This window comes from Massilia oculi (genome assembly GCF_017582745.1).
Classification (GTDB): domain Bacteria; phylum Pseudomonadota; class Gammaproteobacteria; order Burkholderiales; family Burkholderiaceae_D; genus Telluria; species Telluria oculi_A.
This window is the reverse complement of the sequence record NZ_JAFVIM010000002.1, coordinates 90,047-102,343: the sequence shown is the minus strand read 5'-3', so window position 1 is coordinate 102,343 and position 12,297 is coordinate 90,047. Positions and strand designations below refer to the sequence as shown.

The following is a 12,297-nucleotide window of genomic DNA, read 5'->3' as shown; positions in this document are numbered from 1 at the left end:
TTCCCTGAAGGTCCGCGCCGCCCGGCGCGGGCCTGCAACGCCACGCCAGTGGCCGATCACCCATCAAGAGAGCCCACATGCGCGTCTGGTACAACAGGACGTTTTCGTCCGTGAATGCGGCGATCAAGCTGATCCGCGAGGCCGATACCGAAGGCCGTTTCACCATCATCCACAGCAACGCCAACCGCCATGCGCCGGCCGCGCGCCTGGCCCATGAATTCCACGTCGAGCCCACTGGCCTGAAAGGCGACGCCTATGTCGACTGGTGCCTCGCGTTCTGCCGCGACCAGAAAATCGACATCTTCGTGCCGGGCCGCGAAGCCACCGTGCTGGCCGCCGAACATGCGCGCTTCGCCGACATCAAGACGCGCATGCTCAGCGCCGCCCCGCCGGCGCAGCTGAAACGCATCCACGACAAGGCCGATTTCTATGCCGCGACGGTGCTGCCGGACGCGCCGGTGGCGGCCTTCCGCCCCTTCGAGACCCTGGAACAGTTCGATGCCGCCTATGCCGAACTGCGCCCGCAGCATGCGAAGCTGTGCGTCAAGCCGGCGCACGGCATCTATGGCCTGGGCTTCGCCATCGTCGACGAAGAGCGCAGCAGCGCCGCGCTGCTGCTTGGCGGCGTGGAGTACCACATCGGCTACCAGGACCTGCGCCGCGGGCTGGGCGAACTGGAATCCTTCAAGACCATGCTGCTGATGGAATTCCTGGATGGCCCCGAATACAGCGTCGACTGCGTGGGCGACCATGGGCGCCTGGTGGCGGCCGTGGTGCGCCGCAAGCTGCCGCAAGCCGGCAGCGGCCAGCTGATCGACATGCGCCAGGACATCCTGGACGCCACCGCGCGCCTGTGCACTGATTACCAGCTGAATGGCGTGTTCAACGCCCAGTTCCGCGAAGGCGGCGGCCGTCCGCGCCTGCTGGAGATCAATCCGCGCATGTCGGGCGGGATCGGCATGGCCTGCCTGGCCGGCCCCAACCTCCCGTATATCGCGCTGCGCGGCTTCGCCGAAGGCTACGACGGACTCGAGATCCCGGCGCCGCGCCATGGCATGCGCGTGGCCGAAGTCAGCGTCGCGACGGAGCTGGCATGAACGCGCCGCACCCGACTCCTGTCCAGCGTATCGAGCTACCGACAGGAACGCTCGATCTTCGCATCGACAGCGGCGCATCCGAACTCGACGCCCTGCTCGGCTTTGCCGCGCGCGCCAACGCCAAGCGCGGCTTCCTGTTCCTCAGCAAGGTGCTGGGCAAGCACTGGCCGGCGCGGCCAAGCGACATGCTGACGGTGCACGAGCGCCTGGCCGCGACCGTGCCGCAGCTCAAAGGCGCGGTGCAAGGCCCGGTGGTGTTCATCGCCATGGCGGAGACCGCGATCGGGCTCGGTCAGGGCGTGTTCGAAGCCTGGCTGCGCGCCCATCCGCACCAAGAGGCGCTGTTCCTGCATACCACCCGCTACCGGGTCGGCGATGGCCCGCTGATCGAATTCGAGGAAGCGCACAGCCATGCGCCGCGCCAGTTCCTGCACGCGCCGGTCGATCCCGAGCTGCACGCTCTGCTGCTGGCCGCGCGCACCCTGGTGCTGGTCGACGACGAGGCCAGCACCGGCAATACCTTCGTCAACCTGGCCGCCGCCTGCCGCCGCCTGAATCCGGGCCTGGAGCGGGTGCACCTTGCCACCATCACCAATTTCATGGGCCGCGCCGCGACCGGGCTGCTGGACACCCGCTTCGGCATGCCGACTACCTGCGGCGCGCTGGTCGAGGGAGAGTTCAGCTTCGCGCAAGGCCCCTTGCCGCCCGACCAGGGCGTGGCGCAGCGCTATAAAGAAGACGCCGACCGCGGCGCCAGCCCCGCCTTCGGCCGCCTCGGCACGGCGCGCGTATTGCAGGCGCCGGAGCAACTGGCGGCGCGCCTGGCCGGCGAATTCGCGCCCGGCAGCCGGATGCTGGTGCTGGGCACCGGCGAATTCATGCACGTCTCGACCCTGTTCGGCGCCGCACTGCAGCGCCATGGCGTCGACGTGGCAGTGCAGTCGACCACGCGCTCGCCGATCCTCACCTGGGGCGCGGTGGAGCATGCCTTGACCTTCCCCGACAACTACGGCGAAGGCATTGCCAACTACCTGTACAACGTCGCGCCCGGCCAGTACGACCACGTGCTGGTCTGCCACGAGACCGCGCCCGGCCCGGCGCTGTTCCAGCTCGCCGGCCAGCTGAATGCGCGGCTATTCCACTTCCAGTCCGAGGACCACGTTGAAGAAGTTCCTGTTCGCTGACCTGGACGATACGCTGTTCCAGACCTTCGGCAAATGCGGCGTGCACCGGGACAATCCGGGCGCCCTTGAGCCGGCCGCCTATTACAAGGACGGCAGCATCTGCTCGTACACGACGCCGGCCCAGCGTTCCTTCCTGGCCTTGCTGCAGGACGGGATGACGATGATCCCGACCACCGCGCGCGACCTCGACGGCCTGCGCCGCGTGTCCCTGCCGTTCGACAGCTACGCCGTCATCAACTACGGCGGCGTGGTGCTCGAGCCGGGCGGCGCGGTCGACCAGCCCTGGCTGGACGGCATGCGCACGGCGATGCATGCCGCCCTGCCCGGGCTGCAAGAGCTGGCCGCCCACATCGACGACCATGGGAAGCGCACCGGCTATGGCGGCCGCGCGCGCATGATCGAGGATTTCGCCACCCCGTTCTTCCTGGTGGTAAAGGATCCGGACAAGCAGGCCGAGCGCCTGGCGCCGCTCGAGGAAGACGTGGTGCGGCCCTGGATCGCCGACGGCGACCGCGACTATTTCATCCACCGCAACGGCAACAACCTCGCCATCCTGCCGAAGGCGCTCAACAAGGCCAACGCGGTGGCCCACATCACCCAACGCTTGACGCGCGAGTTCGGCGAGATCGTCACCTTCGGCATGGGCGACAGCCGCTCGGACGCGCGCTTCATGGCCGCCTGCGACTACGCCATCATCCCGCGCGGCACCCAGCTCGCCGGCATCACCGTGGGGGCGCTGTGAGCGGCTGGGAAGACTTCTCCGGCAGCTACCGCAAGGGTGAGGTCAGCTTCCTGCTGCGCCGCCTGCCGCAGGAAGGCTTCGTCGACGTGGCCGAGAAGGAAGCGCTGATCCAGAGCGGCCGGCGTCACTACAGCCAGATGCTGTCGCCCGAGTCGAAGCCGTCGGCGCGCTACATGGCATTGTTCGACGAGGCCTGCCGCGCCAACAATGCGCGCATGGCGCGCGATTGCCTGCGCCTGGCCCACTTGATCGCCGCGCGCCCGCTGCACCGGCTGGCGCTGGTGTCGCTGGCGCGCGCCGGCACCCCGGTCGGCGTGGTGGTGGCCCGCCTGCTGCGCGAGCTGTTCGGACGCGACGCCGTGCACTACTCGGTGTCGATCGTGCGCGACCGCGGCATCGACGACGCCGCCCTGCGCCACATCCTGGCGCACGGACACCAGGCCGACGGCATCGTCTTCCTCGACGGCTGGACCGGCAAGGGCGTGATCGCGCGCGAATTGGCCGGCTCGATCGAGACGTTCAACGTGCGCCACGGCACCCATATCGACGCCGGCCTGCACGTGCTGTCCGACCTGGCCGGCGCCGCCGCCTGCGCGGCCTCGTGCGACGACTACCTGATCCCGTCGAGCATCCTGAATGCCACGGTGTCGGGCCTGGTAAGCCGCACCGTCATGAGCGACGACATGCGCGCCGACGACTTCCACGGCTGCGTATTCTATGAGCAGTTCGCGGATGTGGACCGCTCGCAGGCGTTCGCCGACGAATTGGTGGCGCTGGCGCTGGCGCAATCCGGCACACTGCCGCGCGCGGAACCGATCGACGCCGCCGCGGCGCGCGAACGTTCGCAGACCTATATCGGCGCCGCGATGCGGCGCTACGGCATCGCCGACGTCAACCTGGTCAAGCCCGGCATCGGCGAAGCCACGCGCGTGCTGCTGCGCCGCGTGCCGCGCCTGGTCGTGCTGCGCGACCCTGGCGTCACCGAAGTGGCGCACCTGGCCGTGCTGGCCGAAGAAAAACGGGTGCCGGTCGAGATCGACCCGCACCTGCCCTATCACGCAGTATCCCTGATCAGGAGTGCATCGGATGGCTAAATCACTGGGCGCGTCGTTGTACGTGCCGGCCAATCACAAGAACCTGACCGCGATCGCCAACGGCGACCGCCTGCCGCACGCGCGCTCGCTGATCTTCTGCACCGAGGATTCGATCGCCGACCGGGAACTCAGCTGGTCGCTGTTCAACCTCTCGGTGGTGCTGGCGAACATGCGCCTGGACGTGGCGGCCGACCGCTTCGTACGTGTGCGCAATCCCGAAGTGCTGGCGCGCGTGCTGGCCATGCCGGGCGCCGAGAAGCTGACCGGTTTCGTGCTGCCCAAGATCACGCGCCACAACTTCGACAGCTATTTCAAGCTGGTGCGCCACACCGGACACGTCTTGATGCCGACCCTGGAGACGGCCGAGGCCTTCGACGACGGCGAGATGCAGGGCCTGCGCGCCGCGCTGGAAGCGCCGGGCGTGCGCCACCGCATCCTGGCGCTGCGCATCGGCGGCAACGACCTGCTGGCCCTGCTCGGCCTGCGCCGCCCGCGCGGCATGACCCTGTACCGCACACCGCTCGGACCGGTGATCTCGCGCCTGGTGACGACCTTCCGTCCCTATGGCTTCATGCTGACCGCGCCGGTGTTCGAATACCTCGACCTGCCCGAACTGCTGGACCAGGAAGTGATCGAAGACCTGGCCCACGGCATGGTCGGCAAGACCGCGATCCATCCGACCCAGATCGCGCCGATCGAGCAGCACTTCAAGGTGACGCCGCAAGACCTGGCGGTGGCGCGCGCCATCCTCGACGCCTCGAGCCCGGCGGTGTTCCGCATGGACGACGCGATGCAGGAAGTCGCCACCCACCGCGCCTGGGCCGAGCGTACCCTCGAACAATCGCGCCTGTTCGGCTCACGCGCCGAACTGGGCCACAAACCATTCATGGAAGGAGAACCCTCATGACTACTCAGTTTGGACGCGGACAGAAGGGCAAGCTGGCCGACCTCGGCGCCGGCCACGTCTTTAACGTCGACGTCGAGATCGCCGCCAACGGCGCTTCGGTCGAGGTCTCCTGCTTTGGCCTGGACGCCAGCGACAAGCTGTCGGACGACCGCTACATGGTGTTCTACAACCAGCTGGCCAGCCCCGAAGGCGCGGTGCGCCTTGACCTGGGCGGCGGGCGCGCGCGCTTCGCCGTCAACCTTGACGCGCTGCCGTCATCGATCGCGAAGCTCGTGTTCGTGGCCGCGATCGACGGCGCAGCCACCATGCGCACCCTGGGCGCCAGCTCCCTGTCGCTGGGCAGCGCCGTGCGCTTCCCGTGGTCGGGCGCCGATTTCGGCGACGAGAAAGCCCTGATCGTGGCCGAACTCTATCGCCGCGACGGCCTGTGGCGCTTCGGCGCCGTCGGCCAGGGCTTCAATGGCGGCCTGTCGGCGCTGCTGAAGCACTTCGGCGGCACCGAGGCGGGATCGCCGGCGCCGGCCGCGCCAAGCCCGGCGCCTGCCCCGGCACCCGCGCCCAAGCCGGCGGTCTCGCTGTCCAAGGTCACGCTCGACAAGCGCGGCGACAAGGTCTCGCTCGACAAGCGTCCCGGCGGCGGCTACGGCCGCATCCACGTCAACCTGAACTGGAACCAGGCCGCCGTCGCGCCGCCTCCTGCATCGCCTCCGCCGCCATCCTCCGCCGCGCGCGGCGGCGGTTTCCTGGATCGCCTCACCAGCATGGCGGGCGACCTCGCGAACAAGGCCGGAGAAATGGCCAACAAGGCCGGCGCGGCGCGCAAGGGCCGCAGCGGCATCGACCTCGATCTCGGCTGCATGTACGAGCTGGCCGACGGCCGCCGCGGCCTGGTGCAGGCGCTCGGCAACACCTTCGGCGACTACGAGCGCGAACCCTTCATCCAGCTTGATGCCGACGACCGCACCGGCGCTGCCGCCAATGGCGAGAACCTGTTCATCAACGGCGAACGCTTCGACAAGATCAAGCGCGCGGTGATCTTCTCCTTCATCTACGAAGGCGCGGCCAACTGGGGCGTGACCAATGGCGTGGTGACGGTGACGGCGCCGGGCCAGGCGCCGGTCGAAGTGAAACTCGACGGTGGCGACCGCCAGATCATGTGCGCGATCGCGCTGATCGAGAACCGCGGCGGCAACCTGGTGATCACCAAGCTGGCCGAGTATTTCCAGCAGCAGGGCATGACCAGCGCGCACGAGTTGATGGACCGGCACTACGGCTTCGGCATGCGCTGGAAGACGGGCAGCAAGTAAGCCCTTTCATGGCAGGGCTGCTACCACTTGCAGCCCTTGTCGGTGATCGTCTCGATGGCGAGCGGGATCAACAGCAGTATGTTGGCTTCCGTGCCGCCGGCATACTTGGTCTGGCAATCGGGGCGTTTCGCCCGCTGCACCGCGCGCGACAGGTCGCTGTCGTCGCGGGAGCGCAGTGGTTCCAGACCGACTGGCCCATACTCGCTGTCCACCTGGCGCGCGACCGCGCGCAAGGACTCCATATCGATCTTTCCCGGCTGCGCCGTCGCTGCCGGCGCCTCGGCTGCGCGAATTTCCTCACTGGCCAGCAGCGGCACGGCCACCAGCGCCGATTCGACGGGTACCGTTGCCGCTGGACGTCGCACTGGCGAGCGCGGCGCGACGGCCGGTGGTGGTTCGGCGGTAGCGGTGGCAGGCATTGGCATCCTTGGTGCCGCGATGAAGGCGAGCTCGATGTAGTCGGCCGGCGCCGGTTCGGGACCGCGCGTGGGTGCGCCGCGATGCTGCAGCAGCGCGAACGCGAGCAGCATATGGATCAGGACGATCAGGGCTCCGGGACCAATCCGCGGCAACGGTCTCCGGCCCGCGAGATCGCGCCAGGACGTAGCGCGCAAGGTGGTGGTGACTGGAACAAGAGGCTGCATGGATCGGCAATCGGTGGATAAACCGTTCGATTACAGCATGCGGGAAGATAATGGACAACGATTGATAGCCGCCATGCATCAGATCATGCATTCAGCATGTCCGACGCCCCAAACGACAAGGGCCGGATCCCCGCGAACGGTCGATCCGGCCCTTGCAGCGCTGGCGGAAGCATCCGCCGGCACTTGATTTTGTATTACTGCAGCTTGATTTCGACGTCGACGCCAGCTGGCAGGTCCAGCTTCATCAGTGCATCAACGGTCTTGTCGGTCGGGTCCACGATGTCCATCAGACGCTGGTGCGTACGGATTTCGAACTGGTCGCGCGAGGTCTTGTTCACGTGCGGGGAACGCAGCACGTCGAAACGCTGGATGCGGGTCGGCAGCGGGACTGGGCCCTTGACGACGGCGCCGGTGCGCTTGGCGGTGTCGACGATTTCCAGTGCGGACTGGTCGATCAGCTTGTAGTCGAACGCTTTCAGGCGGATACGGATTTTCTGGTTTGGAGCGGACATGCTAATTCCTTTAAAAGAACGTTCCGGCTTGTTGCCGGCAATGTGGTAAAGGTACTTCGGTACTGCTCAAGAGGCGGGAGTATATCATCGTTCCCGCTCAAACAGATGGGGACAGACCAAAAAGTCTGTCCCCATCGTTGTGCCGGCAAGACGCTCCGGAGAGCGCCCTACCTGCGATCAAGGCCTGGTGAATTAGGCGATGATTTTTGCCACGACGCCGGCGCCGACGGTACGGCCGCCTTCGCGGATTGCGAAGCGCAGACCTTCTTCCATCGCGATCGGAGCGATCAGCTTGACGGTGATCGAGACGTTGTCGCCTGGCATGACCATTTCTTTGTCTGCTGGCAGTTCGATCGAACCGGTCACGTCAGTCGTACGGAAGTAGAACTGAGGACGATAGTTGTTGAAGAACGGGGTGTGACGGCCGCCTTCGTCTTTCGACAGGACGTAGATCTCACCGGTGAAGTTGCTGTGCGGCTTGATCGAGCCTGGCTTTGCCAGAACTTGACCACGTTGCACGTCTTCACGCTTGGTGCCGCGCAGCAGCAGGCCGACGTTGTCGCCAGCTTGACCCTGGTCCAGCAGCTTGCGGAACATTTCCACGCCGGTGCAGGTGGTCTTGACGGTGTCAACGATACCGACGATTTCGATTTCTTCGCCGACTTTGATCACGCCGCGCTCGACACGACCGGTCACGACGGTGCCGCGGCCCGAGATCGAGAACACGTCTTCGACTGGCATCAGGAAGGCGCCGTCAACAGCACGTTCCGGGGTTGGGATGTAGGTGTCCAGGGCTTCTGCCAGACGGGCGATGCACTCTTCGCCCATTTCGCCTGGCTGGCCTTCCAGCGCCATACGTGCCGAACCCTTGATGATTGGCAGGTCGTCGCCTGGGAACTCGTACTTCGACAGGAGTTCGCGCACTTCCATTTCGACCAGTTCCAGCAGTTCTGCGTCGTCGACCAGGTCGCACTTGTTCAGGAACACGATGATGTATGGAACGCCAACCTGACGCGCCAGCAGGATGTGCTCGCGGGTCTGTGGCATTGGGCCGTCAGCGGCCGAGCACACCAGGATCGCGCCGTCCATCTGCGCAGCACCGGTAATCATGTTCTTGATGTAGTCGGCGTGGCCTGGGCAGTCAACGTGAGCGTAGTGACGGTTTTCGGTTTCGTACTCGACGTGCGCGGTGTTGATGGTGATGCCGCGTGCTTTTTCTTCCGGAGCCGCGTCGATCTGGTCGTAGGCCTTGGCTTCGCCGCCGAATTTCTTCGACAGGACGGTAGCGATTGCAGCCGTCAGGGTGGTTTTGCCGTGGTCAACGTGACCGATGGTGCCGACGTTGACGTGCGGCTTGGTCCGTTCGAATTTACCTTTTGCCATTTCCTAATTCCTTTAAGAGAAACGATATATTTTGTTTAACTGGAGGGATGGGACGTCCCATCCCTCCATTATCTATTACTTGGACTTCGCGGTGACGATAGCGTCGATCACGTGCTTCGGAGCTTCCGAATAGTGCTTGAACTCCATCGTGTAGGTCGCGCGGCCCTGGGTCGCCGAACGCAGCGAGGTCGAGTAACCGAACATTTCCGACAGCGGGACTTCGGCCTTGATGATCTTGCCGCCGCCGCCCGGGATTTCGTCCATGCCCTGCACCATGCCACGACGGGACGACAGGTCGCCCATCACGGTACCGGCGTAGTCTTCCGGCGTTTCCACTTCCACGGCCATCATCGGCTCGAGGATGACCGGATTCGCTTTACGGCAGCCGTCCTTGAACGCCATCGAGCCCGCCATGCGGAACGCGTTTTCGTTCGAGTCGACGTCGTGGTACGAACCGAAGGTCACGGTGACTTTCACGTCCACCACTGGGTAGCCGGCCAGCACGCCCGAGGTCAGGGTCTCGCGCACGCCTTTTTCCACCGCAGGGATGTATTCGCGAGGAATGACACCGCCCTTGATGGCGTCGACGAACTCGAAGCCCTTGCCTGGCTCTTGCGGCTCGATCGACAGGACTGCGTGACCGTACTGACCACGACCGCCCGACTGCTTGACGAACTTGCCTTCGACGTCGGTGACTGCCTTGCGGATGGTTTCGCGGTATGCAACCTGTGGCTTGCCGACGGTCGCTTCCACGTTGAACTCACGCTTCATGCGGTCAACGATAATTTCCAGGTGCAGCTCGCCCATACCACCGATGATGGTCTGGCCCGATTCTTCGTCGGTACGCACGCGGAACGACGGATCTTCTTGTGCCAGGCGGTTCAGCGCCAGGCCCATTTTTTCCTGGTCAGCCTTGGTCTTCGGCTCGACGGCCTGCTGGATGACCGGCTCAGGGAAGACCATCTTTTCCAGGATGATCGGTGCCGAAGGATCGCACAGGGTTTCACCGGTGGTCGCTTCTTTCAGGCCGACTGCAGCGGCGATGTCGCCTGCGCGGACTTCCTTGATCTCTTCGCGCTGGTTCGCGTGCATCTGCAGAATACGGCCGACGCGTTCCTTCTTGCCCTTGATCGGGTTGTAGACGGTGTCGCCCGAATTGATGACGCCCGAGTACACGCGGAAGAAGATCAGCTGGCCGACGAACGGGTCGGTCATGATCTTGAATGCCAGCGCAGCGAACTTCTCGTTGTCGTCCGCCTTACGGGTGACCGGCTGGTCGTCTTCGTCGGTACCGCCGACCGGTGGGATGTCCACTGGCGATGGCAGGTATTCGATGACCGCGTCCAGCATTGCCTGCACGCCCTTGTTCTTGAACGCGGTGCCGCACATCATCGGCACGATTTCGCCAGCGATGGTACGTGCGCGCAGCGCCTTCTTGATCTCGGCTTCCGACAGTTCGCCTTCTTCGAGGTACTTGTTCATCAGGTCTTCCGACGCTTCAGCGGCGGTTTCGACCAGCTTCTCGCGCCACTCGTTGGCCGAGTCGACCAGCTCTGCAGGCACGTCGACGTAGTCGAACTTCATGCCTTGCGAAGCGTCGTCCCACAGGATCGCCTTCATCTTGACCAGGTCGACCACGCCTTTGAAGTTGTCTTCGGCGCCGATCGGGATCTGCAGAGGAATCGGGTTTGCCTTCAGGCGAGCGCGCATCTGCTCGTAGACCTTGAAGAAGTTCGCACCGGTACGGTCCATCTTGTTGACGAAGGCCAGACGCGGGACTTTGTACTTGTTAGCCTGACGCCACACGGTTTCCGACTGCGGCTGCACGCCGCCGACTGCACAGTAAACCATGCAGGCGCCGTCCAGGACGCGCATCGAACGTTCCACTTCGATGGTGAAGTCGACGTGGCCCGGGGTATCGATGATGTTGAAGCGGTGCGGCTCGAAGTTGTTCGCCATGCCTTTCCAGAAGCAGGTCGTCGCAGCCGAGGTAATGGTAATACCACGCTCCTGCTCTTGCTCCATCCAGTCCATGGTGGCGGCGCCATCGTGCACTTCACCGATCTTGTGGTTCACGCCCGTGTAGAACAGGATGCGCTCGGTGGTAGTGGTCTTGCCGGCGTCGATGTGAGCGGAAATACCGATGTTACGGTAGCGCTCGATGGGGGTAGTGCGTGCCATAATTTTTCCTAAATCTTTGAATGGACAAAACCGAGCATCATCTTGATGATCAAAATGAGCCCGGCCTGAACAACGGATACTGCAGGGGCATACTCAGGAGAAAGTTCCCCCTGCGGTCTGCCCATTTTTTTAGAAGCGGAAGTGCGAGAACGCCTTGTTCGCTTCTGCCATGCGGTGCACTTCGTCACGACGCTTCATCGCGCCGCCGCGGCCTTCAGCCGCTTCCATCAGTTCACCACCCAGACGTTGCGGCATGGATTTTTCGCTGCGCTTGTTTGCGGCTTCGCGCAACCAACGCATGGACAGCGCCATACGACGAACCGGACGAACTTCCACTGGCACCTGGTAGTTGGCGCCACCGACACGGCGGGATTTGACTTCCACCAGCGGCTTGGCGTTGTTGATCGCGGTCGTGAACACTTCCAGCGGGTCTTTGCCCGACTTGGCTTGAATGTGTTCGAATGCACCGTAGATGATGTTTTCAGCGACCGACTTCTTGCCGGACAGCATCAGAACGTTGACGAATTTGGCGACATCGGTGTTGCCGAATTTTGGATCCGGCAGGATCTCGCGCTTGGGTACTTCACGACGACGTGGCATTTCAATTCCTTCCTGTCTTCAGTTGAGTGCGGTAACCACACTCGCGAAAGGCCCTCATGACCCTTCACTTACTCGGCCTCGCGGCCGGCTCAACTTATCTAATTAATGTGACGTGTCTGTGACACGCACCTCGAAGATTACTTCTTCGCAGCCTTGGCACGCTTGGCGCCGTACTTCGAGCGCGCTTGCTTACGGTCTTTGACGCCCTGGGTATCCAGTGCACCGCGAACCATGTGGTAACGCACACCTGGCAAGTCTTTCACACGACCGCCGCGCAGCAGCACGACACTGTGTTCTTGCAGGTTGTGGCCTTCACCGCCGATGTACGAAATGACTTCGAAACCGTTGGTCAGACGCACTTTGGCGACTTTACGAAGTGCCGAGTTTGGCTTCTTCGGGGTGGTGGTGTACACACGGGTGCACACGCCACGTTTTTGCGGGCAGTTTTCCAGTGCCGGCGACTTGCTCTTCACAACCGCGGCTTCACGCGGCTTGCGAATCAATTGATTGATGGTTGGCATCGTTCCTAATCCAACTAAATTGCTGCTACGTTGACGACCCGGGACGGCAAACAGGCTGGCCCGGGGACTAAAACCTAGTCCCGTAAGAACTGACAGCGGAGGCGACGAAAGCCACTCGACAAAAG

General features: G+C 64.0%; 12 protein-coding genes. 6 read left to right on the top strand and 6 right to left on the bottom strand.

Translation table 11 applies throughout. The features are described 5' to 3' along the window. Positions 1-110: 110 nt before the first annotated feature. Genes J3U95_RS02555 through J3U95_RS02530 form a run of 6 tightly spaced genes read left to right on the top strand, consistent with a single transcriptional unit; the run spans position 111 to position 6,331 of the window. A complete protein-coding gene (locus J3U95_RS02555; RefSeq protein ID WP_370662040.1) occupies positions 111-1,097 on the top strand; it encodes an ATP-grasp domain-containing protein in 987 nt (328 codons plus the stop codon). After that, entirely contained in the window at positions 1,094-2,281 is a 1,188-nt protein-coding gene (locus tag J3U95_RS02550; protein WP_208277135.1) for a phosphoribosyltransferase domain-containing protein, read from the top strand. Before J3U95_RS02555 ends, J3U95_RS02550 begins: the two co-directional genes overlap by 4 nt. Further along, positions 2,259-3,023, top strand: coding sequence for a hypothetical protein (locus tag J3U95_RS02545; RefSeq protein WP_208277134.1), 765 nt, complete (start codon positions 2,259-2,261; stop codon positions 3,021-3,023). Before J3U95_RS02550 ends, J3U95_RS02545 begins: the two co-directional genes overlap by 23 nt. After that, positions 3,020-4,117 carry a cysteine protease StiP family protein gene (locus tag J3U95_RS02540; RefSeq protein WP_208277133.1) on the top strand — a complete coding sequence of 366 codons (1,098 nt, stop codon included), beginning with the start codon at positions 3,020-3,022 and terminating at the stop codon, positions 4,115-4,117. The genes J3U95_RS02545 and J3U95_RS02540 overlap by 4 nt, the downstream gene beginning before the upstream one ends. Then, on the top strand, positions 4,110-5,024 hold the full coding sequence (locus J3U95_RS02535) for an HpcH/HpaI aldolase/citrate lyase family protein (RefSeq protein WP_208277132.1): 915 nt from the start codon (positions 4,110-4,112) through the stop codon (positions 5,022-5,024). The genes J3U95_RS02540 and J3U95_RS02535 overlap by 8 nt, the downstream gene beginning before the upstream one ends. After that, complete coding sequence (locus J3U95_RS02530) at positions 5,021-6,331, top strand: TerD family protein (protein ID WP_208277131.1); 1,311 nt, start codon at positions 5,021-5,023, stop codon at positions 6,329-6,331. The genes J3U95_RS02535 and J3U95_RS02530 overlap by 4 nt, the downstream gene beginning before the upstream one ends. Positions 6,332-6,351: 20 nt before the next feature. Here J3U95_RS02530 and J3U95_RS02525 read toward each other — a convergent pair whose 3' ends face one another. The 6 genes from J3U95_RS02525 to rpsL form a co-directional block, all read right to left on the bottom strand. After that, positions 6,352-6,861, bottom strand: a complete 510-nt coding sequence (locus tag J3U95_RS02525; protein WP_208277130.1) for a hypothetical protein — start codon at positions 6,859-6,861, stop codon at positions 6,352-6,354. 308 nt (positions 6,862-7,169) lie between these two features. Further along, on the bottom strand, positions 7,170-7,487 hold the full coding sequence (rpsJ, locus tag J3U95_RS02520) for a 30S ribosomal protein S10 (RefSeq protein ID WP_005663509.1): 318 nt from the start codon (positions 7,485-7,487) through the stop codon (positions 7,170-7,172). A gap of 192 nt (positions 7,488-7,679) precedes the next feature. Continuing rightward, complete coding sequence (gene tuf, locus J3U95_RS02515; protein WP_005663511.1) at positions 7,680-8,870, bottom strand: elongation factor Tu; 1,191 nt, start codon at positions 8,868-8,870, stop codon at positions 7,680-7,682. Between the two features lie 75 nt (positions 8,871-8,945). Next, positions 8,946-11,051: an elongation factor G gene (gene fusA, locus J3U95_RS02510; protein WP_208277129.1), complete on the bottom strand. Its 2,106-nt coding sequence runs from the start codon at positions 11,049-11,051 to the stop codon at positions 8,946-8,948. A 129-nt stretch (positions 11,052-11,180) separates the two neighbouring features. Next, positions 11,181-11,651: a 30S ribosomal protein S7 gene (gene rpsG, locus J3U95_RS02505; RefSeq protein ID WP_208277128.1), complete on the bottom strand. Its 471-nt coding sequence runs from the start codon at positions 11,649-11,651 to the stop codon at positions 11,181-11,183. A gap of 137 nt (positions 11,652-11,788) precedes the next feature. After that, positions 11,789-12,172 carry a 30S ribosomal protein S12 gene (gene rpsL, locus J3U95_RS02500; RefSeq protein WP_005663517.1) on the bottom strand — a complete coding sequence of 128 codons (384 nt, stop codon included), beginning with the start codon at positions 12,170-12,172 and terminating at the stop codon, positions 11,789-11,791. Positions 12,173-12,297 lie beyond the last annotated feature (125 nt).

Coding starts and splice junctions, on each gene's coding strand:
- J3U95_RS02535 (WP_208277132.1), top strand. CDS start 4,110: ATGGCTAAATCACTGGGCGCGTCGTTGTACGTGCCGGCCAATCACAAG.
- tuf (WP_005663511.1), bottom strand. CDS start 8,870: ATGGCAAAAGGTAAATTCGAACGGACCAAGCCGCACGTCAACGTCGGC.
- rpsL (WP_005663517.1), bottom strand. CDS start 12,172: ATGCCAACCATCAATCAATTGATTCGCAAGCCGCGTGAAGCCGCGGTT.
- J3U95_RS02525 (WP_208277130.1), bottom strand. CDS start 6,861: ATGCTGCTCGCGTTCGCGCTGCTGCAGCATCGCGGCGCACCCACGCGC.
- J3U95_RS02550 (WP_208277135.1), top strand. CDS start 1,094: ATGAACGCGCCGCACCCGACTCCTGTCCAGCGTATCGAGCTACCGACA.
- J3U95_RS02530 (WP_208277131.1), top strand. CDS start 5,021: ATGACTACTCAGTTTGGACGCGGACAGAAGGGCAAGCTGGCCGACCTC.
- rpsG (WP_208277128.1), bottom strand. CDS start 11,651: ATGCCACGTCGTCGTGAAGTACCCAAGCGCGAGATCCTGCCGGATCCA.
- rpsJ (WP_005663509.1), bottom strand. CDS start 7,487: ATGTCCGCTCCAAACCAGAAAATCCGTATCCGCCTGAAAGCGTTCGAC.
- fusA (WP_208277129.1), bottom strand. CDS start 11,051: ATGGCACGCACTACCCCCATCGAGCGCTACCGTAACATCGGTATTTCC.